This is a genomic window from Arthrobacter sp. SO3 (assembly GCF_020532825.1).
GTDB lineage: Bacteria > Actinomycetota > Actinomycetes > Actinomycetales > Micrococcaceae > Arthrobacter.
In genome coordinates, this window is sequence record NZ_MQTS01000079.1 from 1 (window position 1) to 1297 (window position 1297).

1 protein-coding gene is annotated in these 1297 nt (G+C 63.0%); it reads left to right on the forward strand.

What is annotated here, in order from left to right:
- Positions 1–69 precede the first annotated feature (69 nt).
- A protein-coding gene (locus BJQ90_RS08385) for an IS3 family transposase (protein WP_226759836.1) occupies positions 70–1253 on the forward strand; the annotation gives its coding sequence in 2 pieces (ribosomal slippage) (positions 70–331 and positions 331–1253; 1185 coding nt in all).
- Positions 1254–1297 lie beyond the last annotated feature (44 nt).

Sequence of the window (1297 nt, forward strand, 5' to 3'; positions counted from 1 at the left end):
TGGGCTGCCGCGGAGATCTCGGACAGTGGGCCCTCTTAAAATGGGGGTCTACCGAAAGTAGAGATCAGCATGACCGCATCACGGAAGCGATTTACCCAGGAGTTCAAGGACGAGCTGTGCCGCGAGGTGATCAGCACGTCCAAGCCGATCAAGGACGTGGCCACCGCGTACGGTGTCGGCCCCGAGACGCTCCGCAACTGGCTGGTCAAGTACCGCGAGGCCAACGGCGGGACGGAGGTGGATCTGACGGTGTCTGAGCGGGCCCGGCTGAAGGAGCTCGAGCGCGAAAATCAGGAGCTGCGGGCGGAGACTGCCTTCCTGAAAAAAGCCAGCGCTTACTTCGCGCGGGAGCAGCGGTAGTGAGCAAGTACGAATACATCGATTCCCAAAAAGCTGAGCCCGCCACCCTGAATTCGGTCGTGAAAATGTGCCGCTGGCTGGCCGTCTCAACCTCCGGTTTCTACCACTGGGCCACACGCCCGCAATCGGCCACGGCGGCCCGCCGTCAGGGCCTGACCGCGCGGATCCAGCACTTCTTCGAGGAGTCCGAGGGCACCTACGGGTACCGGCGTATCCACGCCGATCTCGCCGCGGAACAGACCGAGTGTTCTCCCGAGCTGGTGCGGCAGATCATGCGCCACCAGGGCCTGGTGGCCTGCCAGCCACGCCCGTTCCGTGTCACCACCGAGGCTGACGCTGAGGCAGCCGCGGGCATGCCAGACCTCGTCAACCGGGACTTCACCGCCGACCGGCCCGGGGTGAAGTTCGTCGGCGACATCACCTACATCCACACCTGGCAAGGGTTCGTCTACCTCGCCACAGTCATCGACTGCTACTCGAAGAAAGTCGTCGGCTGGTCCATCGCCGATCACATGCGCACCGAGCTCGTCGCAGACGCGCTCAAGAACGCTGCCGCTACGACCCGGATCGAGCCTTCGGCGATCTGGCACTCCGATCGGGGCAGCGTCTACACCTCGGCCGATTTCAGGGCCCTGGTGACCGGCCTGGGCATGCGCTCCTCGATGGGACGCACCGGCGTGTGCTGGGACAACAGCATGGCCGAATCGTTCTTCTCAGCCCTGAAAAACGAGCGTGTGTACCGGACCGTTTACGCGACTAAATCACAAGCCCGGAGCGACGTCATCCGCTACATCGAGGGGTTTTACAACAGCCGTCGCCGCCACTCCGCGCTCGGTTACCGGCGGCCCAACGAAGTCCACTATGGTTATCAACAGCCAGCCTTGGCAGCGTAGAAGAATCCATTCAATCCGCTGTCCGAAATCTCCGCAGCAGCTCA